Origin of the sequence: uncultured Cardiobacterium sp. (genome assembly GCF_938028825.1) — a bacterium.
Lineage (GTDB): Bacteria > Pseudomonadota > Gammaproteobacteria > Cardiobacteriales > Cardiobacteriaceae > Cardiobacterium.
In genome coordinates, this window is sequence record NZ_CALIZP010000011.1 from 1 (window position 1) to 20,048 (window position 20,048).

Annotated in this window: 19 protein-coding genes; 9 read left to right on the plus strand and 10 right to left on the minus strand. The window is 60.3% G+C overall.

The features are described from left to right. Positions 1-88 precede the first annotated feature (88 nt). The 7 genes from Q0562_RS00955 to ccmC are packed head-to-tail and all read right to left on the minus strand — an operon-like array spanning position 89 to position 6,109. Entirely contained in the window at positions 89-757 is a 669-nt protein-coding gene (locus Q0562_RS00955; RefSeq protein WP_298639916.1) for a tetratricopeptide repeat protein, read from the minus strand. A gap of 20 nt (positions 758-777) precedes the next feature. After that, positions 778-1,305, minus strand: coding sequence for a DsbE family thiol:disulfide interchange protein (locus Q0562_RS00960; RefSeq protein WP_298639919.1), 528 nt, complete (start codon positions 1,303-1,305; stop codon positions 778-780). Next, positions 1,302-2,831, minus strand: a complete 1,530-nt coding sequence (locus Q0562_RS00965) for a DUF4145 domain-containing protein (RefSeq protein ID WP_298639922.1) — start codon at positions 2,829-2,831, stop codon at positions 1,302-1,304. Before Q0562_RS00965 ends, Q0562_RS00960 begins: the two co-directional genes overlap by 4 nt. Positions 2,832-2,841: 10 nt before the next feature. Beyond that, entirely contained in the window at positions 2,842-4,755 is a 1,914-nt protein-coding gene (locus Q0562_RS00970) for a heme lyase CcmF/NrfE family subunit (protein ID WP_298639925.1), read from the minus strand. Beyond that, positions 4,752-5,213, minus strand: a complete 462-nt coding sequence (gene ccmE / locus Q0562_RS00975) for a cytochrome c maturation protein CcmE (RefSeq protein ID WP_298639928.1) — start codon at positions 5,211-5,213, stop codon at positions 4,752-4,754. Before ccmE ends, Q0562_RS00970 begins: the two co-directional genes overlap by 4 nt. Next, on the minus strand, positions 5,200-5,376 hold the full coding sequence (gene ccmD / locus Q0562_RS00980) for a heme exporter protein CcmD (protein WP_298049730.1): 177 nt from the start codon (positions 5,374-5,376) through the stop codon (positions 5,200-5,202). The genes ccmE and ccmD overlap by 14 nt, the downstream gene beginning before the upstream one ends. Before the next feature lies 1 nt (position 5,377). Then, positions 5,378-6,109 carry a heme ABC transporter permease CcmC gene (ccmC, locus tag Q0562_RS00985; RefSeq protein ID WP_298639931.1) on the minus strand — a complete coding sequence of 244 codons (732 nt, stop codon included), beginning with the start codon at positions 6,107-6,109 and terminating at the stop codon, positions 5,378-5,380. A gap of 333 nt (positions 6,110-6,442) precedes the next feature. Here ccmC and Q0562_RS00990 point away from each other — a divergent pair, with 333 nt between their 5' ends. The 4 genes from Q0562_RS00990 (at position 6,443) to yjjJ (ending at position 11,070) form a co-directional block, all read left to right on the plus strand. Next, positions 6,443-7,447, plus strand: coding sequence for an ornithine carbamoyltransferase (locus Q0562_RS00990; RefSeq protein WP_298639933.1), 1,005 nt, complete (start codon positions 6,443-6,445; stop codon positions 7,445-7,447). A gap of 213 nt (positions 7,448-7,660) precedes the next feature. Continuing rightward, positions 7,661-7,873, plus strand: a complete 213-nt coding sequence (locus tag Q0562_RS00995) for a DUF5363 domain-containing protein (protein ID WP_298639935.1) — start codon at positions 7,661-7,663, stop codon at positions 7,871-7,873. A gap of 37 nt (positions 7,874-7,910) precedes the next feature. Then, a complete protein-coding gene (locus Q0562_RS01000) occupies positions 7,911-9,620 on the plus strand; it encodes a carbon starvation protein A (RefSeq protein WP_298639938.1) in 1,710 nt (569 codons plus the stop codon). Between the two features lie 127 nt (positions 9,621-9,747). After that, entirely contained in the window at positions 9,748-11,070 is a 1,323-nt protein-coding gene (gene yjjJ / locus Q0562_RS01005) for a type II toxin-antitoxin system HipA family toxin YjjJ (RefSeq protein ID WP_298639941.1), read from the plus strand. A gap of 218 nt (positions 11,071-11,288) precedes the next feature. Here the strand turns inward: yjjJ and Q0562_RS01010 are convergent, their stop codons facing one another. After that, a complete protein-coding gene (locus tag Q0562_RS01010; protein WP_298639943.1) occupies positions 11,289-13,016 on the minus strand; it encodes a suppressor of fused domain protein in 1,728 nt (575 codons plus the stop codon). A gap of 95 nt (positions 13,017-13,111) precedes the next feature. Here Q0562_RS01010 and Q0562_RS01015 point away from each other — a divergent pair, with 95 nt between their 5' ends. Next, positions 13,112-13,858: a hypothetical protein gene (locus tag Q0562_RS01015; RefSeq protein WP_298639947.1), complete on the plus strand. Its 747-nt coding sequence runs from the start codon at positions 13,112-13,114 to the stop codon at positions 13,856-13,858. A 150-nt stretch (positions 13,859-14,008) separates the two neighbouring features. Continuing rightward, on the plus strand, positions 14,009-14,791 hold the full coding sequence (locus tag Q0562_RS01020; protein ID WP_298639950.1) for a pilin: 783 nt from the start codon (positions 14,009-14,011) through the stop codon (positions 14,789-14,791). A gap of 43 nt (positions 14,792-14,834) precedes the next feature. On the opposite strand, the gene queC is transcribed toward Q0562_RS01020, so the two are convergent. Further along, positions 14,835-15,491 carry a 7-cyano-7-deazaguanine synthase QueC gene (queC, locus tag Q0562_RS01025; protein WP_298639952.1) on the minus strand — a complete coding sequence of 219 codons (657 nt, stop codon included), beginning with the start codon at positions 15,489-15,491 and terminating at the stop codon, positions 14,835-14,837. A gap of 110 nt (positions 15,492-15,601) precedes the next feature. Between queC and argG the strand changes: the two genes are divergently transcribed. Beyond that, positions 15,602-16,975 (plus strand): argininosuccinate synthase, encoded by a 1,374-nt coding sequence (gene argG / locus Q0562_RS01030; RefSeq protein WP_298639955.1) that lies wholly within the window; start codon positions 15,602-15,604, stop codon positions 16,973-16,975. A gap of 42 nt (positions 16,976-17,017) precedes the next feature. On the opposite strand, the gene Q0562_RS01035 is transcribed toward argG, so the two are convergent. Further along, a complete protein-coding gene (locus tag Q0562_RS01035) occupies positions 17,018-17,680 on the minus strand; it encodes a recombination protein O N-terminal domain-containing protein (protein ID WP_298639958.1) in 663 nt (220 codons plus the stop codon). Positions 17,681-17,745: 65 nt separating this feature from the next. On the opposite strand from Q0562_RS01035, the gene Q0562_RS01040 reads away from it, so the two are divergent. Together Q0562_RS01040 and pilB are read left to right on the plus strand one after the other, a co-directional pair. Continuing rightward, positions 17,746-18,339 (plus strand): aminodeoxychorismate/anthranilate synthase component II, encoded by a 594-nt coding sequence (locus tag Q0562_RS01040; RefSeq protein WP_366144666.1) that lies wholly within the window; start codon positions 17,746-17,748, stop codon positions 18,337-18,339. Beyond that, the gene (gene pilB / locus Q0562_RS01045; RefSeq protein WP_298639964.1) at positions 18,336-20,033 is read left to right on the plus strand and encodes a type IV-A pilus assembly ATPase PilB; all 1,698 of its coding nucleotides are present in this window, start codon (positions 18,336-18,338) and stop codon (positions 20,031-20,033) included. The genes Q0562_RS01040 and pilB overlap by 4 nt, the downstream gene beginning before the upstream one ends. Positions 20,034-20,048: the final 15 nt, after the last annotated feature.

Below are 20,048 nucleotides of genomic sequence, written 5' to 3' on the forward strand. Positions count from 1 at the left end.
TCGCCCGGCTGGGTAAACTCCGGCGCGTCGCTCAGGGCGGCGTGGAGCGGCAGGGTGCAAGCGAGGAGGAGGGCAGGGAGGAGGCGTTTCATGGTTTTTTGCCGCCGGTCTTGTTGAGGTTTTGCAAGGCTTTTTGTGCAGCCTGCTGGGTTTCTTTGTCGTGGGTTTGTGCGGCGGCTTTTTCGAACCAGGCGCGTGCTTTGGCGGTGTTTTGTGCGACACCCCGCCCCTGTTTGTAGAAGATACCGAGGTTGTATTGGGCTTCGGGAAAGCCTTGGGCGGCGGCTTTTTCCCACCAGGCGGCGGCTTGGGCGTCGTCCGGCGTGACACCTATGCCGCTTTCGTAGATGAGGCCAAGGCGGTATTGGGCTTCGGGTGAGCCTTGCGCGGCAGCTTTTTCAAACCACTCGCGCGCTTTGGCGTGGTCTTGCGCGCCGCCTTCGCCGCGCTGGTAGAGGACGCCGAGCATGTATTGGGCGGTGGTGTTGTTTTGGGCAGCAGCTTTTCCCAGCCATTCGCGCGCTTGGGCGCTGTCCTGCGCGGTGCCATCACCTTGGTAGTGGAGAAGGCCCAGAGTGAGTTGGGCTTCGGCATCGCCTGCTTCTGCAAGGGTTTGCCAGTGGGCGAAGGCGGTGGCGTCATCCCCCTGTTTGCCGGCGGTGATGGCGGCCTGGCGCAGGGTTTGGCTTTCTTCCGCCGTCAGGGCATGGGCGGCGCTTGCGGTGAGGAGGAGGGCGAGGCAGAGGGTTTTATACACGGGGGTTCTCCTGGTGTGGTTTAGTCGAGCAGCGGCTGGAAATGGGTTGCCCAGTCTTGCGGGGTGAGCGGGCCGGCGTGGCGGTAGCGGATGGTGCCGTCGCGGCCGATGAGGTAGGTTTCAGGGGCGCCATAGACGCCAAGGTCGGTGATGAGGGTGCCGTCCGGGTCACGCAGGTTCAGGCGGTAGGGGTTGCCGCTTGTTGTCAGCATGGCGGTGGCGTCGGCGATTTCGTTTTTGTTATCCGCCGACCAGTTGACGCCGATGATGGGGATTTGCGCGGAGCGTTCGATGAGGTAGGGGTGTTCAACGCGGCAGGCGGGGCACCAGCTGCCCCAGATGTTGATGAGGTAGGGCGTATCCTGCGGCAGGTCGGCATTGGTGTAGCGGCGGCTGTCGTCAAGAGCGGGCAGGTCGAAGGCGGGTAATGGTTTGCCGGTGGTGACGGAGGGCAGTTCTTGCGGGTTATGGCCGAGGCCGCTCGCGAAGAGGGCGATCAGGGCGGCAAAAGCGACGAGGAGGAGGATGGCGATGTGGGGTTTTTTCATGGTTCTTTGCCGGGGGGCGGTTTTTTGTTGATGTCGTCCAGTGCCCGCCGGGCGGCGGTGTTACCCAGGCGGGCGGCGACACGGTAGTGGGCGATGGCCCTGTCGAGATCGGGGGGGACGCCTTTGCCATAGCGGTAGTAGTCGCCGAGGGCTGCGTGTGCGTCGCTGTCGTTTTGTGCGGCGGCTTTTTCCAGCCAGTAGCGGGCGGTGCGGTAGTCTTTTTCGCCAAGAATGCCGCTGCCGTGGATGAGGCCGAGGGAGACTTGGGCCGCCGGGCCACCGGCTTGTGCGGCGCACCGGTAATAGAACGCGGCTTTGTGCGGGTTTTTCGGCACGCCTTTGCCGTAGAGGTAAAACCAGCCCAGCCATGTGCTGGCGCTGATGCTGTGGTCGGCTATTTTTTCGTACCACTGCCGGGCTTGCGTCAGGTCTTGTGGCACGATTTTGCCTTTGCGGAAGAGGCTGCCGAGGTTGTGTCGCGCAGCGGTTTCGCCCAGGGCGGCGGCACGGCGGTAGTAGTGCAGCGCTTTTTGTCCGTCGATGGCGACGCCCAGGCCTTTTTCGTACGCCAGTCCCAGATTGGTCAGCGCCATCGGGTTGTGCCGTGTGGCGGCTTTTTGGTTCCAGACCAGCGCGGCCGCGTAATCCTGTTCGACGCCGTGCCCGTAGATGTACAGCAGGGCAAGTTCGGCCATGGCGCGGATGCCGCCCGCTTCCGCCGCTTCGCGGTAGGCGGCAGCGGCGGCACGGTGGTTTTTGTTTTTTTTGTGCCGGTCACCCAGGAGGGTCAGGTCGGCAATCCTTTTTTTGTGCGCTTGCCGTTCGGCTTTTTGCCGGCGGCGTTCGGCGGCTTCTGCCTGTCTTGCCGCAGCGAGTTGTTCATGCTCGGCCTGTTTTGCCGCTTTGCACGCGGCTTTTTCGGCACGACGGGCGGCTCTGGTGGCGGCAGCAGCTTCTGCTTTCACCACCTGTGCGGCTGTTCGCTGTTGTTGTTGTGCGATGGCGCGCGCGATGTGTGCCGCTTCTTCGCTGCGCGCCTGTGCGCGGCGTTCTTTGCGTTCGGCGGCGCGTTCTGCCTGTGCCGCTGCTTCTGCGGCAGCGGCTTCTGCCGCCCGCGCTTTGGCTTCGATTTCGGCGGCGTAGCAGGTGTGGTAATGCCAGGTGGCAACGGCAGCGGCGTGTTGCAGGCAGACGGCGGCGTCTGCGGCGTCTTCGTGGTAATCGTGTGCGGCGCGGTTGCCCTGGCGGCGCAGGGCGTGCAGGTGGTCGGCGATGTCGTCGGGCAGGATGAGTTCGCGGTATTGCAGGAGGGCGAGCAGGTCGCGCTGTTTGTCGCTGCTGTCGGCCTCTATGTGGTGGTGCTGCGCGGTGTTGTGCAGGATGGCTTCGCCGAGCTGGCGCAGTTTGATGAGGACGGTATTGGGGTCGTCCGGATAGTAGGCGAGTGCGCTTTGCGCCAGTTTGGCGAGGTGCGGGGCGTCGTGGCAGGCGTTGAGCAGGGCGAAGGCAGTGGTGATGTCGTGCATGGTGTTTCCTCTATATGGGCTGTCGCGGTGCGGGCGGGCGTCTGCCGCCCATCGCCAGTACGGCGCCGAGCGCCATGAGCAGGCCGCCGGTCCAGATCCAGCTGATGTAGGGTTTGTACTGGATGCGGATGGCCCAGGTGTCGGCATTGATGGCTTCACCCAAAGCGGCGTAGAGGTCGTGCGTTACCGTGACGAGACGCGCGCTCTCGGTCATCGGCATGGCGCTCATGTGGTATTGCCGTTTGCTGGGGGTGAGGACGGTGAGCAGGGTGCCGTCGTTTTTTTGTACGAGGATTTTGCCGACGGTTGCGTTGTAATTCGGGCCTTTTTCGGTGGCGAGCGTCATGAGGGTGAGGCGGTAGTCGGCGATGTTCACGCTCGCCCCTTCTTTGATGCTGTGGTCTTCTTCGATGCTGTACTGGTTCGCGGCGGTGATGGCGAGTGCCAGCACGATGTAGCCGAGGTGGGCGAGTTGCATGCCGTGGTAGGGGCGGCTGGCGGGGATGCGGTGGCGTAGGCGGTCAAGGTAGTCGAGCGGGATGGCGCTCGCGGCAAAGGTGGCGCAGGTGACGGCGGCGATGGTGCGCCATTGCCAGGTGTCTGCCGCGTGGCAGATAGCGAGGGTGGCGAGGGCGGCGGCGGTCGTCATGATGGCAAGGCGCGGGAGGAGGCGGCGGGCGCGGTCGCGTTGCCAGCGCAGGAGCGGGCCGACGGCAAGGAGGATGAGGCTGGCGAGTGCCAGCGGCACGATGAGGCGGTTGTAGTAGGGCGCGCCGACGGAGATTTTGCCGAGGTTCAGGGTGTCGGCGAGTAGCGGGTAGAGGGTACCGGTGAAGACGATGAGGCAGGCGCCCGCCAGCAGCCAGTTATTGGCGAGGATGCCGGTTTCGCGGGCGAGCAGGCCGTGGCGGGCGTCGCTCGCGAGTTGCGGCGCACGCAGGATGAGGAGGATGAGCGCGGGCAGGGTGTTGGCAACGATGAGAGCCAGGATGTACACGCCTCTGGTCGGATCGGCAGCGAAGGCGTGCACGGAGGTGAGAACGCCGGAGCGGACGAGGAAGGTGCCGATGAGGCTGAGGGTGAAGGCGCTGATGGCGAGCAGCGCCGTCCAGGTGCGCAGGCCGCCGCGTTTTTCGCTGACGATGAGGCTGTGGATGAGGGCGGCGCCGATGAGCCACGGCATGAGTGAGGCGTTTTCGACGGGGTCCCAGAACCACCAGCCGCCCCAGCCGAGTTCGTAGTAGGCCCAGTAGCTGCCGAGCGCGATGCCGAGGGTGAGGGCGCTCCAGGCGGCGAGTGTCCACGGGCGGGCGCGGCGCAGGGAGAGGGTATCGAGGCGGCCTTGCCAGAGGTTGGCGAGGACGATGGCGTAGGCGACGGCAAAGCCGACATAGCCGGTGTAGAGCAGCGGCGGGTGGAGGATGAGGCCCGGGTCCTGGAGCAAGGGGTTGAGGTCGGCGCCGTCAAACGGGGCGGGCAAGATGCGGGTGAAGGGGTTGGAGGTGAAGCCGATGAAGCCGGTGAAGCCGACGCTGATGTAGCCGAGGATGGCGAGGGTTTTGCCGCGCACGGCGTCCGGCAGGTCGCGGCTGCGCACGGCAAAGGCCGCCGTCCACCAGGCGAGGATGGTAATCCAGAGCAGCAGCGAGCCTTCGTGTCCGCCCCAGACGGCGGTCGCGCGGTAGTACCACGGCAGGAGGCTGTTGCTGTGGGCGGCGATGTAGCGCACGCTGAAATCGTTGGCGAGGAAACCGCAGGCGAGGGCGGCGATGCTGAGGGTGAAGAGTGCCGCCTGGGTTTTGGCAGCGCTCATGGCGATGGCGCAGGCGCGGCGTTCGTCCGCAAGCAGGGCGGGGATGACGGCCTGGATGAGGGCAAGCGCGCCCGCCAGCCACAGTGCGTAGTGTCCGAGGGCGATGGTCATGGTCGTGTCTGCTGGCTTTGGTGCGGGTGGCCGCTTTTGTCCATGTCGGCTTTGACTTCGGGCGGCAGGTAGTTTTCGTCGTGCTTGGCGAGGATTTCATCCGCCTGAAAATCGCCGTTGGCGCGCAAGGTGCCACGCGCGATGACGCCTTGTCCCTCACGGAAAAGGTCGGGCAGGATGCCGGTGTAGTGCACGGTAAGCGGCGGGTGGCGGTAGTCGGTGATGCGGAAGTGTACGGTGAGGCTGTCGCCCTCGCGTTGCAGGGATTTGTCTTCCACCATGCCGCCGACACGGATGCCGGGTTGTTCCAGCGGCGCAGCATGCGCGGCGATTTGTTCCAGCGAGTAGTAGTGGTTCAGGTCGTTCTGCATGGCATAGAGCAGAAGGGCGGCGGCGGCGGCGAAGGAAGCGAAGATGAGGCCGATGAGGGTGAGGCGTTTTTTTCTAGCGGGAGTCATCGTGTTGTTTCAGGGTATCGAGGGTGTGTTGCAAGCGGCGGCGGCGGCGCGCGGTGAATATGTGAATGGCGACGAGGGCGGCGAGAGTGAGGCCGTAGGCGGTCCAGACGTAGGCGCCGTGCGCGCCCATGCGCAGAAATTCACTGAGGCTGGCGAAGGTCATGTCAGGTTTCCAGTTGGCGGCGGATGCGGTGTTCAAGAATCAGATTGTCAACGGCACGGATGAGGTAGTCAGCAAAAAGGGCGTAGAAGGCGAGTAGCGTGATGATGAGCGGGCGCAGCATGGTGCCGTCGATACTGGGGCCGTCGGCGCGGAAGAGCGTCGCGCCCTGATGCAGCGAATTCCACCACACCACCGAGTAATGAATGATGGGGATATTGATGACGCCGACAATGGCGAGGATGGCGGCGAGGCGGTCGGCCTGGTCGCGTTCCTCAATGCTCGCCTGCAACAGCAGGTAAGCGAGATAGAGGAAAAGCAGGATGAGCTCGGAGGTGAGGCGGGCGTCCCAGGTCCAATACGTCCCCCAGGTTGGTTTGCCCCAAATCGCACCCGTCGCGAGTGCTAGCGCCGTCATCAGCGCGCCATACGGCGCGGCGGCGCGCGCCAGCCAGGCAGCAAGGCGGCTGCGCCAGACGAAATGCACCAGCGAGGCGGCGGCGAGGAAAACGTAGATGCTGATGGAGAGCATCGCGGCGGGGACATGGATATAGATGATGCGGAAACTGTTCTTTTGCAGATAATCCGGCGGGGCGAAGGCGAGACCCCAGACGACGCCGACGGCCAGCAGTGTCCAAGCGAGCGGCGTCAGCCACGGCAGGATGCGCCCGCTCAGGCGCTCAAAACCGGCGGGGCTGCCCCAGTGTTGCAGGCTTTTGTGCAGGGAGCTTTTCATGATGATGACAGGTGGGGGTTAACCGGCGGCATTATAAGGGCTTGGGTGGGGGAAGCGGCGGCACGTGGCGGCTGTTGACGGCGGGGGTTTTTCGTGAGGATGCGGGGGTTATCGGGTGCTTGTTTGCGGAAAACTGATGATGCTTTTCTGCTTCATGTGAAATCCGGTGTGGTTTTTGCCGGGAAACGCCGCATAAAATTGCAAGGCCCCGCCGGGAGGCGGCAAAAATAAGCGCAAAGTTTCAAACATATTTTTCTATGATGCACCGCGAAAGAACAGGGAGTTTTAGCAAAATCCGTCTTTCATGTTTTATCAACAATCGGGAGAAAAATCATGGCCTTCAACCTCAAAAACCGCCACCTGCTCAGCCTCGTGCATCACAGCGAACGGGAAATCCGCTATCTGCTCGATTTGGCCCGCGATTTGAAGCAGGCGAAATATTACGGCACCGAACAACAAAAACTCAAAGGCAAAAACATTGCGCTGATCTTTGAAAAAACCTCCACCCGCACCCGCTGTGCCTTTGAAGTCGCCGCGCATGACCAGGGCGCGAATGTTACCTATATTGGCCCCGGCTCTTCACAAATCGGGCACAAGGAAAGCATGAAGGATACCGCACGGGTATTGGGCAGAATGTATGATGCCATCGAATATCGCGGCTTCAGCCAAAGCATCGTGGAAGAATTGGCCGAATACGCCGGAGTGCCGGTCTTTAACGGCCTCACCGATGAATTCCACCCGACGCAAATGCTCGCCGACGTCCTCACCATGATGGAACACAGCGATAAACCGCTGCATGAAATCAAATATGTCTATATCGGCGACGCCCGCAACAACATGGGCAATTCCTTATTGCTGATTGGCGCCAAACTCGGCATGGATGTACGTATCTGCGGGCCGAAAGCCTTATTGCCGGAAGAAAAACTGGTGCAAATGTGCGCAGGCTTTGCCAAAGAAAGCGGCGCGCGCATCACCGTGACCGATGACATTGACAAAGCGCTGAAAGATGTCGATTTCGTCCATACCGATGTCTGGGTATCGATGGGCGAACCGCTGGAAAGCTGGGGCGAACGCATCAAGATTCTCCTGCCCTATCAGGTTACCCCGGCATTGATGAAACGCAGCGGCAACCCGAAAGTGAAATTCATGCACTGCCTGCCCGCCTTCCACAACAGCGAAACCAAAGTCGGCAAAGAAATTGCCGCCAAATATCCGGAACTGAAAAACGGTATTGAAGTCACGGAAGACGTATTTGAATCGCCGATGAATATCGCCTTTGAACAGGCGGAAAACCGCATGCACACCATCAAGGCGGTGATGTACGCCAGTTTGAGTTGAGAAAGAACACAAAAAAGATAATGACGGAAGGGCAAAAAGCCGCAGCAGGGTACTGTTTGCGATTCTGTGCGACGGTTCGCTTTTTGTTCCGGCACAACTGTTGATTCCTGTGGAAACGGGCCGGCACCGCCCTGTTTTTCTGCCGCCTGCACCTCACCCGCCGTGCAAGGCGGCGCTATAATGTGCGCGAATTCACACTGAGGTAATCAATCCATGCGGAAAGAAGGTGAAAACCTGTTCAAATGGTTGTGGCGCGAGTACACCGAGTTCTGCGACGAGTCGGGCTTGTCCCAACCCGGCGCGTGCCGGCGCTGCGTACCGCTGGTGAAAGAGGATCCGCCGCTGCAATGGGGCGGGTTTGAAAAACGCAATGACGAAACCGCGCGCCATGCCGCGCAGAACCGGCAGGAGTCGCGCGAGGTCTGACGGCGGCCGTCATTTTTGCTTCATTAGAGGAGACATTATGGTTATTTTCTTTGTTTGCGTAGCCCTCTTGCTTGCGGGCTATTTCTTCTACGGCAGCCTGATGGAGAAAATCTTCGTCATCAAGCCGCAGCGGCAGACGCCCGCCTACACGATGAGCGACAGCGTGGATTATGTGCCGCTGCCGCGCTGGAAAGTGTGGCTGATTCAGGTGCTCAACATCGCCGGCACCGGCCCGATTTTCGGGCCCATCCTCGGCGCCATCTGGGGGCCTGTGGCGATGCTGTGGATCGTCGTCGGCTGCATCTTCGCCGGCGCGGTGCATGATTATTTCTGCGGCATGATTTCGCTGCGTAACGGCGGCGCGTCCATCCCGACGATGTCCGGCCGCTACATCGGTCGCCCGATGAAGCACATCATCAACGCCCTTGCCCTCATCCTGCTGGTGCTGGTCGGCGTCGTCTTTGTCCGCACCCCGGCAGACCTGCTCACCCGCCTCACCGAAACCGTGCTCAACAGCGGTGCGGGCGCCGGAGCTGCCGTCGGCTCGGTCTCGGAATCCGCGACCGGGGTCAGCACCGACACGCTGACGCTGATCTGGGTCTGCATCATCTTCGCCTACTACATCATCGCGACGCTTTTGCCCATCGACAAAATCATCGGCCGTATCTACCCCATCTTCGGCGCGCTCCTGATGTTCATGACCGCCGGCATGCTTTTCGGCCTGATCTTTGAAGGCATCCCCGCCTTCCGCACCGTCGGCCTGCAAGACGGCGTCTCCCTCAGCGACTTCTTCCATAACTTCTACCCGCCGGCCAACCCGATCGCCAAGTTCCAACCGTTGCTTTACCTCTGCGGCGGCGACTTCATCGTGTACCTGCACCAATACCTCGACCTGAACCATCTCAACAAAATCGGGGTGACGGCAGCCTATACCATGCCCATCTGGCCGCTGATTTTCGTCACCATCACCTGCGGCGCGATTTCCGGCTTCCACGCCACGCAAACACCGATGATGGCGCGCTGCACCGAAAACGAACGCGAAGCCCGCTTCATTTTCTACGGCGCGATGATCACCGAAGGCGTGATTGCGCTCATCTGGTGCATGGTCGGCATCAGCTTCTATCCGGAAATGCAGGCGCTGCTGGCCGCCACGGCGAAATCGCCCGCACCGGTCGTTTATGATTCCGCCGTGGCCATGCTCGGCAAACTGGGCGGGATGCTGGCCGTGCTTGGCGTGGTTGTGCTGCCGATTACCTCCGGCGACACCGCCTTCCGCGCTGCCCGCCTGCAACTCGCCGAATTTTTGAACGACCACGGCGTGAACGCGGACCAGCGGCAACTGGTGAAACGGCTCTACATCACCATCCCGCTCTTCGTTATCGGCATCGCGCTGACCAACATCAACTTCGACGTGCTGTGGCGCTATTTCAGCTGGGCGAACCAGACCGTTGCCACCATCATGCTGTGGACGGCGGCGGCGTATCTCTACCGTCATGGCAAGCTGCACTGGGTCTGCACCATCCCGGCGATTGTGATGACGCAAATCTGCGCCTGCTACCTCTTCTTCAACCCGGTCATCGGCTTCGGCTGGGTGTGGGCGAAGATCGGCCTCGGCAATAGCGTGTGGGAAGCCTCGATGACCTGCGGCGCGATTGTCGCCGCCGTCTTCACCGTGTGGTTCTTCGCCGCCTTCAAGCCGGATCATGCCAAAGCCCTGAGCGGCGCGGCACCCGTGCTGGACGACTGACGCCTGTCATGAAGCAAAAACGGCGCTGCGGCGCCGTTTTTTTTGTGCGCGGTGATGGGCGGCTGGCGTTTGACAGCGCGGCGGCAAGCGGCAACAATCCCGGCTTCTTCCTTATTCCGCCTGCGTCATGAATACTCCTGCCAGCCACATCTATCGCCGCCTCAGCCGGGGCATCGCCACTGCTGCCGAACTGCGGCTGGTGGCGGGCGGCATCAGCGCCGCCACCCTGTCACGCACCCTGCGCCGCATGGCGGATGAGGTCATCAAAATCGGCAGGGGGCGGGCGACTCGCTATGCGCGGCGCGGCGGTGAGGATATGCCCGTGTACCGCATCGATGAAGCGGGCGAAGTGCAGCGGCTGGGACAGTTGGCACCCGTTGCCGGCGGCGGCTACGTCATGCAGCAGGCGCAAGGCAACGTGTACAGCGACGGTCTGCCGTGGTGGCTGAACGATATGCGCCCGCAAGGTTATCTGGGGCGGGCGTGGGTACAGCAACACAGCGATGCGCTTGACCTGCCGCCGCGTCTCGCAGACTGGCAGGACAGCCACATCCTGCGCGCCCTGATGCAGGCGGGTGATGACCTGAGCGGCAACCTGCTGCTCGGTGATGCCATGCGGCAACGCTATCAGGCGACATTCGCGCAGCCCATCCCGTATGCCGCGCGCGCCGCCGCCTACGCGGAGCTGGCAGCACGGGCGGCAAGCGGCGATGTGCCCGGTGCATCCGCCGCCGGGGAGCAGGCGAAATTCACCGCTTATGCCGAAACCGATGCCGGCGCGCGGCACGTCATCGTCAAATTCAGCGAACTGCTGGACAGCGCGGTGAGCGAACGCTGGCGCGACCTGCTACTCGCCGAACACCTCGCCCTGCAAACACTCGCCGCCGCCGGCATTGCCGTCGCACAAACGGCCATTCTCGATCACGGCGGGCAGCGTTTCCTCGAAGTGCAGCGTTTCGACCGCGTCGGTGCGCGCGGCCGCCTGGGGCTGTTCAGCCTGACCACGCTGGACGCCGCATTCGCCGGGCAAGCGCCTGCCGGTTGGCCGGTCATTACCCGCCGGCTCGCGCGTGAGCAACGCATCAGTGGGGAAGCCGCCGACGCCGCCGCCCGCCTGTGGGCTTTCGGCGCACTGATCGGCAACAGCGACATGCACAAGGGCAACCTGTCCTTCCTCGGTACCCATCGCCCTTACGGCATTGCCCCCGCTTACGACATGACGCCGATGGCCTTCGCCCCAAAGCGTGGCGGCGGCCTGCGCGATACATTGCCGCCGCTGCAACCGCGCCCCGGCGACATCGCGCCCGCCATCCGGCGGGAAATGCTGCCGCTCGCGCGCAACTACCTGAGCCGCCTCGCCGCCGAACCGCGCTTCAGCCCGCGTTTCCGCCCCTGCATCGCGGCGCTGGCGCAACATATTGAGACCGCTGCGCGCCTGTTTGCCGGTTGAATGATGCCGCCCAAGAGATAGAGCTGTCTTGGCCGGGCGGCGTCAACCGCCGTGATAAGGCCCGCCCTGCGCATGTATCGTCGTTGCAAACAGGCGGTTGGATGGGTATTTCCATGCGGCGACGGAGGAATCGTTCATGCGGGTTGCCTGCAAACAGGGTGCTGTTTTTGCATTGTCGGCGGGAATGCAAAACGCCCCGGCAGCGCGGGGCGTTTGTTTCAGCGGCTGCTGTCCGGCCGCGCCGGATCGGCGACTTCGCTGGTGATGTGGCAGGCATCGAAGCGGGCAAGCAGGGCTTCCAGCCCTTCGCGGTTGAGCAGTTCGATTTCGCCGGCGTAGAGCGGCATCAGGCAGTAGATGTTGATGCGGGTGCCGTCTTTGCTGCGGTAGGTGCCGGATTCCTGCGGGTGGCCGATAAAGGGCGGCAGGATGGTGACGCCGCTGAACGGGGTGCCGGCAATCGGCGTCATCGGGTTGCCGTTCGGGAAGAGGTTGCCGATGCCGATCCAGTTGCCCTTGCTTTGCGCGTAGTCCGCCAGCATCGACAGCCAGACGATGGGCCAGTAGCCCTGTTCGCTGTGCAGGTTTTGCGGGCTGAATTGCCATTTGAGCGGCAGCATGATCATCAGTTCGATGCGTTCGCGCCGGGCGCGGTCGGCATCGTCCGGCACGTCCATCGGGTGGTCGGAGAGGCCGCTGGTGATGAGCGTCTGGTAGGGGTGGTCGTTGTCGGGCGGCAGCCAGAGCAGGTCGATGGTGCTCGCGCTTTCTTCCCGCTTGAAGGTGGCGGCGATGGGGCCGAAGTGCCGCTCGATGTGCGCGCGCATTTCCTGGCGGTAGCTGTGGTTGGCGGCGGAGACGGGCGGCGGGTCGTCGTTTTCTTCGGGGTAGAGGGTGTAGCTGAGGAAGGTGTAGAGCCATTCGTCGAAGCTTTCGTAGTCGGTGAGGATTTCGTAGTCTTCGCCGCTGTATATGACGAGCGGCTGGCCGCTGCTGCCGTCTTCGCCCGGCGCGTAGTCGAGGGCGATGATGATGTCGCCCATTTGGTAAACGGGCAGCCACATGGGGTGGTAGTAGTAGGGCTGGGCCTGGTTGCCGGCGTCGGCATCGGGGCGCGTGAGGGTGGCGGGGTCGGCGCCGAAGCGGGCGGCGAGTCTGTCGCGCCAGGCGGTCTGCGCGGCGGCGATGGCGTCGTGGCCGATCCAGTATTCGCGGTTGTCGGCGGTGGGGTGTTTGTAGCCGTTGTAAGCCGCCCAGATTTTTTTGAGGTTGTCGGGGAAATGGATGCCGTTGATGTGTTCGGTGATGCGGATGTCGTTCGGGTTGGCGGGCGGGTTGAGCGGCAGGGCGGGGTTGGCGCGCTGGCAGGTGAGATATTCGTCGAGGAGGGTGGCAAGGCCGACGGTGTGATGGCTGGCACCGAGGGCGTGGGCGTGGCTGTCGAACCACAGCGCGAAGCTGTCGTCAAGGTGGATGATGTCGCTGGTGGCGGGGTCGGTATTGATTTTGGTGTAGATGATCTGGCCGCTGTTGCCGTTCGTGTCCGGGTCGAAATCGACGCAGTAGAAGCCTTCATTGTCGGCCATGAAGGGCAGCCAGAAGGGGTTGTAAAGGGTGTTTTTGGCCAGCCCCTCGGCGTCGATATGCGGCAGGCGCACGCTTGGCCAGTGTTTGCCGTAGTAGGTTTCGCAGAATTCGCGCCATTCTTGCTGTTTGCCGTAGATTTCGTCCAGCGCCAGCCAGCGCGGTTCGCCCGGCGGGATGAGGTCGTGGATTTGCCCGTTGAAGGCACGGTAGATGCCGGCAAGGCTGTCCGGCAGGCGGATGCCGTGCTCGCTTTCGAAGTTTTTCAGGTCGGCCTCGCTCGCGCCCGGATTGAGCGCGCTACTGAGGCTGCGGGCGGCGAGGGTTTCGAGATAGTGGCGCAGGCTTTCGGCGGTGTCCATATTGGTGTTTTTGGCTGTGGTTTGGCGGGCATTGTACGGGCTTTTTCCGCAGGCGGCGCGTAGAATGCGGCCCGGTTTTCTTTTCCGAGGTGTTTATGAGCGTTCTGGCTGTACCCGCGCGGTTGTTCAGTTTCCCGGTGTTTTTTGATGGCGGCGTCGCGCCGTTTGTGAAGGACGGTCTGGCGTCGTTTGCCCTCGCCCAGCCGCTGGTGCGGGCGCAGGCACGTCCGGATGATGTGCTGCTCGGCCTCGCGGCGGATGCGGGACAGGTGCGGGTGGTGTTTGTTTTTGTGGTCGATGAGGTGCTGCCGTGGCCGGCGTATGCGGCGAAAACGCGCGCCGCATGGCGCAACCGCGTGCCGCACAATGTGCTGGATGCCGCCGATGCGCTGTGGCCGCCCGCAAGCCGTTTCCCGCTGCCGTCGTGGTCGGGGCATGGTGAAAGCGACTTTGCCCGTGATATTGAGTTAGGGCGCAATGTGCTGCTCAGCCGCCGTTTCTGGTATTTCGGCCGGGGCGACAAGGTGGCGGTGCTGCTGCCGCCGGATGTGCAGGCGCTGCTGCCTGCCGCAGGCTTCCGCGCACAGGCAAACGGCGCGCTGCGTGAACGTTTTGCCAGGGTATTCAACGCGTCAATTGCCGCCGCCGGGGCGCAGAACCATGGCTGCTATGGGCAGCCGCAGCATCAGCCCGAATTGGAAGGGTTTGACTTTGTGATGTCATGCAGCACGTTATCTGCCAGTGCCGACGGTTGCGGCGCACAGGTGGAAGGGCGTGTCGCACTGGACGTGCTGCGTGATGCGGAACGCGTGAATGACGCGGCAGGCGAGTGCCCGGATTAAATAAAGGTAAAATTTCTTTGCTTTTTACGGGCCGGATTATTACAATTTAGACACGACAATTTAACATTTCACACGCCTACCCGTGGCTCACAAGGAGCGTCAACCCCCTTTACACAAGGGTTTTCGCCGTAATTTTTTAAGGATGTTTTTATGGCTGCGACACACAATTATTACCGTATCCTGGGTGTCCCCAGCACCGCTGGGGTGCCGGAAATCCGTAGCGCCATCAGTGCGTTGCGCAAAAAGGATAGTGCCGGCAACTACACCGCGACGCTCAATACGATCGAGGAAACCCTGAGCGATCCGCAAAAACGCGGCGCTTATGACGACAAACTTGGCCTGTCTCCCGGTCTGCGCGGTGATTATTACGTCGCCATCCGCTTGCAGGAGGAACCGAAAAAGCAGACGTTTGTTGATGTTACCGGCAAGGAATACAGCTCCGAAGAAGCATTGCGCAATGCGCAAAAAGCGCGCTACAACCAGATGGCCAGCGAGCTGGAAGATTGGGAGAAGGGCTTGGCCTCGCGTGATCGCTTGCTCTCTGGCGGGCGTTCCATGGTGTTTCTCGGCATGCTGGCGCTTGCCTTGGCCATCGGTTATTTCTCCGCCAAGCCGTTTTATGACGATTATCGCGCCAAACAGCAGGCGGAAGAGGCCTATGTGGCATTGAGCAATGCGGGGCAGGAGGTCATGAATCTTATCCGCAGCAACAAAGTCTTCCCTTCTACCTATTCCAACGATGGTGCGTATTACCACATCGGGGTGGAAGCGGACAATGCCATCAAGCTGACGTTTAATCAGGATGCTTACAGCGGGTTGCAGGGAAGCAGCATGATTTTCGAGTTGTACCAGATTCCCAATTCCGGCATGGATTGGCGCTGTCACACCGATTTGCCGGAGACCTATATCCCGGCACGCTGTCCGGTTAACTGAATTTCTCCGGGGCAGGCGGCGTAGCGATACGTCGCCTGCTTTTTTATGTCCGCCCGCGCAGCGCCATATATTCACGCCAGCCGCGCTCGCGCAATGCGCAAGCCGGGCATTCGCCGCAGCCGCCACGCACGCCGCGATAGCAGCTGTGGCTGTATTCGCGTACGTAATCCAGCCGCCCCAGTCGATCAGCCAGTGCCCAGACCTCGGCTTTGGTGAGGAACATCAGCGGCGTTTCGATGCGGAAATCGCAGGCCATCGCCAGGTTGAGGCTGACGTTCATGGATTTGATGAAGACATCGCGGCAATCGGGGTAGCCGGAAAAATCCGCTTCCGACACGCCGATGATGATGCGGCGGATGCCGCGCCCTTTGGCGTAAATCGCCGCATAGAGCAGGAAAAGCGCGTTGCGTCCGGCCACGAAGGTCGTCGGCAGACCGTCATCACCTTGCGTTATCGCCGCCGTTTCATCCATCAAGGCGTTGTGGGTCACAGTCTGCAACTGGGGAATATCCAGCACGGTTTGCCGCACGCCCAGGTCAGCGGCGATCCGGTGCGCGCATTCCAGCTCGATGGCATGGCGCTGCCCGTAGCTGAACGTTATCGCCTCGACCTGCGCCGCACCAATATCCGCAACCGCTTGCAGCAGACAGGTTGTCGAGTCCTGCCCGCCGGAAAAAATGACCAGAATCTTCTCGTGCATGGTGATATTCCCTAAATAAAACAGACATTATAGCGAGAGATGGCGGTAGCGTTACCGCCCTGTCATCAGAGTGCTAGAATGCACGCTTTGCACATTAACCGGAAACCGTCATGAGCCAAGCAACCATCCTGCAACACCTGCCCGTCGGCGAAAAAGTCGGCATCGCCTTCTCCGGCGGGCTGGATACCTCCGCCGCCCTGCTGTGGATGAAACAGAAAGGCGCGCGCCCCTATGCCTACACCGCCAATCTCGGTCAGCCCGATGAAAGCGACTACGACGCCATTCCGCAAAAAGCCCTCGCCTACGGTGCGGAACAGGCGCGGCTGGTGGACTGCCGCAGCCAGCTTGTGCGCGAAGGCATCGCCGCCATCCAGTGCGGCGCTTTTCACGTGACAACCGCCGGTTACATCTATTACAACACCACCCCGCTTGGCCGCGCCGTGACCGGCACCATGCTGGTTGCCGCCATGCAGGAAGACGGCGTCAACATTTGGGGCGACGGCAGTACTTATAAAGGGAACGACATCGAGCGTTTCTACCGCTACGGTCTCTTGACCAATCCTCACCTGAAAATCTACAAACCGTGGCTGGATCAGGCTTTTATCGATGAACTCGGCGGCCGCGCGGAAATGTCGCAGTTCCTGAACGCCAACGGTTTCAACTACAAGATGAGCGCGGAAAAGGCTTACTCCACCGATTCCAACCTGCTCGGCGCCACCCACGAAGCAAAAGATCTCGAATACCTGAACAGCGGCATCCGCATCGTTGAGCCCATCATGGGCACCGCATTCTGGCGGCAGGACACGATTATCGCCCCGGAAGAAGTACGCATCCGTTACGCCGAAGGTGTGCCGGTTGCCCTGAACGGACGCGAATACAACGACCCCGTCGAGCTGATGCTGGAAGCGAACCGCATCGGCGGGCGGCACGGCCTCGGCATGAGCGACCAGATTGAAAACCGCATCATCGAGGCCAAATCACGCGGCATCTACGAAGCGCCCGGCATGGCCCTCTTGCACATCGCCTACGAACGCCTCGTGACGGGCATCCACAACGAAGACACCATCGAGCAATACCGCATCAACGGCATCCGTCTCGGCCGCCTGCTTTACCAGGGGCGTTGGTTTGACCCGCAGGCGCTGATGCTGCGCGAAACCGCGCAACGCTGGGTGGCAAAAGTAGTGAGCGGTGAAGTCGTCCTTGAACTGCGGCGCGGCAACGACTATTCCATTCTCAATACGGAATCGCCGAACCTTACCTACGCGCCGGAACGGCTCTCCATGGAAAAAGTGGAAAACGCCGCCTTCACGCCTGCCGACCGTATCGGTCAGCTCACCATGCGCAACCTCGACATCAGCGACAGTCGCGGCAAACTGGCGCTCTATGTCAAAACCGGCCTGATCGGCGATGCCGGTGACAGCCCGATTCCGCAGATCGGCGGCGACGGCAGTATCAGCCCGCTTCCGCAAATCGGTCATGATTGATCGCCCCTGAGGTTTGGCAAAAGGCAAGAGATTTTTCAGCGCTTACCTTTGCAGCAGCCGTTTTAGCGCAACGGTGGTTTTGCGAGTATTGGCGCGCCGCTGGCTGTAAAGATGCACGAGTTGCTGTAATAAATACCGTACATCCGGGTGGGACCAGTCGGGGTTGCCCTGCAACAATTCCTGCAAAACCTCACGGCGATAGCCCCGTACAGCAGCACGCAGTACCGCCGTGTCGCCGCTGCTGTCCAGGTAATAGTAATCCGCATGACCCTGCAACTCCGGCAGTAATCCCAAGTGCATCAGCAAGGCATATTCGAAGCGGCGCAACGCAGCGGCATCCGGGGATTGCAGGGCTTGCGCGTATTGATAAAACAGGTGTGGCGCGGGATCATCCGGCGGTAATAACCCCAGAAGAAGTTCGTTCAAATAGTGGGCATTCAATAACGACTGACCAACCGGCGGCACAAAATCGCCCTGAATTTCCGCCTGCCACAAACTTGCGAGATCCCCTTTACGCTGCCCCGACACGGTCAGCAAGCGGAAAGGTGCATAGACATCGGTCTGGCGGTAAGCGCGTTGCTGCGGGATACGCACGCTGGCACGAAAGCAGCCGTAATGTGCGCTAAATACATCAATCAAATAATGATTTTCTTTATAGGGGCGGCGGTGCAGGACGAAGGCGGGCTCCTGTTCGATATGTATCATTGATGCAAAAGATGGTGCTATAATTGCAATTTGTTTAGATAAGGCAGGATTTTGTTGTGCTTCTGATGATTGATAATTACGATTCGTTCACCTATAACCTCGTTCAGTACTTCGCAGAACTGGGGCAGGAGGTAGTCGTCTATCGTAATGATGAAATCACCCCCGAACAAGCACGCGCTCTGTCGCCCGATTACATCGTCATCGGCCCGGGACCCTGCTCGCCGGCAGAAGCAGAAGGGGCTAATGCCATCATCCGGGCTTTTGCAGGGAAGGTGCCGATACTTGGCGTATGCTTGGGGCACCAATGTATGGGATACGTGTTTGGCGGAATGGTGACCTGCGCGCCGATGGTGATGCACGGTAAAACCTCGACCGTCTTTCACAAGGGAGAGGGTGTCTTCCGTAATCTGCCCAACCCCGTACAAGTCGTGCGTTACCATTCACTGGCAGTGCCGCCCCGGCAATTACCGCAAGGCTTCACAATGACTGCCTGGTCATTCGATGGTGAACAGCAAGTCGTGATGGGAATGCGCCATCCGACACTCATGATGGAAGGGGTGCAGTTCCACCCGGAATCCTTTATGACAGAGTGCGGGCATCAAATGTTGGGCAATTTTCTCGAAACATTCGCAGATAACAACAGGAAGGTTATGGCATGAGCGATTATGATCCTCTAATCAGTTATATGGTGCAGCACAAAATCTGTACCCCCGAACAAATCAGGGAAGTACAGATCAGTGTGCAGAAGAAACGCGGCAATTTCCTGCAACAATTATTAAGCGATGGACTGCTGGATGGCTCGCGGCTGTCACAGATTAATCGGGAAGTCTATAACCTTCCCTATGTGATGTTGCGGGAAATGGATATTCGTCGGGAACTGACGGCTCAATTCAAAGAGACCATAGTGCGCAAGCACATGGCTTTGCCCTTTTATGCCGCAGGCGGACGCTTGTTCGTTGCAACTTTCGATCCATCCAACCACATGATGCTGGATGAATTCAAGTATCAGGGAAAATTCACTTCCGTAGAACCCATTATTGCCGATATGGGGGTCATCGAAGCACTGATCGAAGACCATTATGCCGGTGTGGGGGGGATGGAAGAAATCTTTGAGGATGACGAAAACCAGGAACAAAATATCAATGCCATCAGCGAGGCATTGGCAGGGATGCCCGGTACGGAAGAAGAAGCGCCTGTTGTTCGTTTCGTCTCCGGCATGTTGCTGGATGCCATCCGTACCGGGGCATCAGACCTTCATTTTGAACCTTATGAAACCAGCTATCGGGTACGTTTCCGCCGGGATGGTGTGTTACAGGAAGTCGCCGCACCACCACCGAATATTGCCAACCGGATTACTGCCCGCCTGAAAGTTATGGCCAGTCTGGATATTGCCGAAAAGCGGGTGCCGCAGGACGGGCGGATAAAATTGCAGGTTTCCGATACCAAAGCGATTGACTTCCGGGTCAGCTCGCTTCCCACCCTGTGGGGAGAAAAAATTGTATTGCGTATTTTGGATAGCTCGGCTGCAAAACTGAATATTGATGTTTTAGGTTTTGAGCCGGATCAGAAACAGCATTATCTGGATGCCATCAGCAAGCCGCAAGGATTGGTGCTGGTTACCGGTCCGACGGGTTCCGGTAAAACGGTTTCCCTTTATACGGGACTATCCATTCTGAACAAGCCGACGGTCAACATCTCCACAGCGGAAGACCCGGTAGAAATCAACCTGCCCGGGATCAATCAGGTCAACGTCAATACCAAGACGGGGCTCGATTTTGCTGCCGCGCTCAAAGCCTTTCTGCGGCAGGATCCCGACATCATCATGGTAGGGGAAATCCGGGATATCGTGACGGGGGAGATTGCCGTCAAGGCAGCACAGACGGGACACTTGGTGCTATCCACCCTGCACACCAACGACGTGCCGCAAACCATCGCCCGTCTCGTCAATATCGGTATTCCTTCCTATAACATCGCCGCGAGTGTCAACCTGATTATGGCGCAGCGCCTGACGCGGCGTTTGTGCGGCAACTGCAAAGTGCGTGATCGTCGTCACAGTCATGATGAATTGGTCGCCCTGGGATTCGCCGAAGACGAAATCGATGATTTGCGCATTTATGCGCCCAAAGGCTGTGAACGTTGCAGTTATCAGGGATATCGCGGACGAGCAGGGATTTATCAAGTCGTTCCCATCTCAGAGCCACTATCGGAAATGATCCTGCATAATGCATCCGCAGCAGATATCGCCGAACAATGCCAGAAGGAAGGATACTGGGACTTGCGCCAATCGGCACTCAACAAAGTACGCCAGGGGCTTACCAGTATCGAAGAAGTATTACGCGTCACCACAGACTAACTAGTTAGGAGTCAC

Coding starts and splice junctions, on each gene's coding strand:
- Q0562_RS00965 (WP_298639922.1), bottom strand. CDS start 2,831: ATGCACGACATCACCACTGCCTTCGCCCTGCTCAACGCCTGCCACGAC.
- Q0562_RS01020 (WP_298639950.1), top strand. CDS start 14,009: ATGGCTGCGACACACAATTATTACCGTATCCTGGGTGTCCCCAGCACC.
- ccmC (WP_298639931.1), bottom strand. CDS start 6,109: ATGAAAAGCTCCCTGCACAAAAGCCTGCAACACTGGGGCAGCCCCGCC.
- pilB (WP_298639964.1), top strand. CDS start 18,336: ATGAGCGATTATGATCCTCTAATCAGTTATATGGTGCAGCACAAAATC.
- Q0562_RS01010 (WP_298639943.1), bottom strand. CDS start 13,016: ATGGACACCGCCGAAAGCCTGCGCCACTATCTCGAAACCCTCGCCGCC.
- Q0562_RS01015 (WP_298639947.1), top strand. CDS start 13,112: ATGAGCGTTCTGGCTGTACCCGCGCGGTTGTTCAGTTTCCCGGTGTTT.
- Q0562_RS00970 (WP_298639925.1), bottom strand. CDS start 4,755: ATGACCATCGCCCTCGGACACTACGCACTGTGGCTGGCGGGCGCGCTT.
- ccmD (WP_298049730.1), bottom strand. CDS start 5,376: ATGACCTTCGCCAGCCTCAGTGAATTTCTGCGCATGGGCGCGCACGGC.
- ccmE (WP_298639928.1), bottom strand. CDS start 5,213: ATGACTCCCGCTAGAAAAAAACGCCTCACCCTCATCGGCCTCATCTTC.
- Q0562_RS01000 (WP_298639938.1), top strand. CDS start 7,911: ATGGTTATTTTCTTTGTTTGCGTAGCCCTCTTGCTTGCGGGCTATTTC.
- Q0562_RS00990 (WP_298639933.1), top strand. CDS start 6,443: ATGGCCTTCAACCTCAAAAACCGCCACCTGCTCAGCCTCGTGCATCAC.
- Q0562_RS00995 (WP_298639935.1), top strand. CDS start 7,661: ATGCGGAAAGAAGGTGAAAACCTGTTCAAATGGTTGTGGCGCGAGTAC.
- queC (WP_298639952.1), bottom strand. CDS start 15,491: ATGCACGAGAAGATTCTGGTCATTTTTTCCGGCGGGCAGGACTCGACA.
- yjjJ (WP_298639941.1), top strand. CDS start 9,748: ATGAATACTCCTGCCAGCCACATCTATCGCCGCCTCAGCCGGGGCATC.
- Q0562_RS01035 (WP_298639958.1), bottom strand. CDS start 17,680: ATGATACATATCGAACAGGAGCCCGCCTTCGTCCTGCACCGCCGCCCC.
- Q0562_RS00960 (WP_298639919.1), bottom strand. CDS start 1,305: ATGAAAAAACCCCACATCGCCATCCTCCTCCTCGTCGCTTTTGCCGCC.
- argG (WP_298639955.1), top strand. CDS start 15,602: ATGAGCCAAGCAACCATCCTGCAACACCTGCCCGTCGGCGAAAAAGTC.
- Q0562_RS01040 (WP_366144666.1), top strand. CDS start 17,746: ATGATTGATAATTACGATTCGTTCACCTATAACCTCGTTCAGTACTTC.